This window comes from Pseudomonas sp. yb_2 (assembly GCF_043103905.1).
GTDB classification, from domain to species: Bacteria; Pseudomonadota; Gammaproteobacteria; order Pseudomonadales; family Pseudomonadaceae; genus Aquipseudomonas; species Aquipseudomonas alloputida.
In genome coordinates this window covers 1-358 of the sequence record NZ_JBICKH010000032.1, presented here as the reverse complement: position 1 = coordinate 358, position 358 = coordinate 1, and the positions used below count along the sequence as shown (strand labels likewise).

Genomic DNA, 358 nt, shown 5'->3' with positions numbered 1-358 from the left:
CCAGCACCAGCGCGGTCATCACGGCGATCACCAGCACCAGGTTCACATAGGCAAGGCGCGGGCGCTTGTGCGGGTTGTCGCCGAGGATTTCCTTGATGTAGCAGTTGCCGCCACCGGACTCCAGGGCAATATTGCCGATACGCCGGCGCTCGGCACGGCCCAGCAGGTAGGCGGTGAACACGACCCACGCCGCCCCACCGATGACGGTGGGCAACATCGGAATGAAGTATTCGGTCGCATCCAGGCCGAGCGCGGCAATGGCACGGGTGGCGGGACCACCCCACGGGCTCATGCCGCTCATGATGCTCAATGACAGCATCGATACGGTCGCCAGGATCATCGGGTTCATGCCGATGCG

Annotated in this window: 1 pseudogene; it reads right to left on the bottom strand. The window is 64.2% G+C overall.

The features are described from left to right. Nucleotides 1–358, bottom strand: a pseudogene (locus tag ACF8FB_RS06970) (damage-inducible protein CinA); the annotation flags it as partial.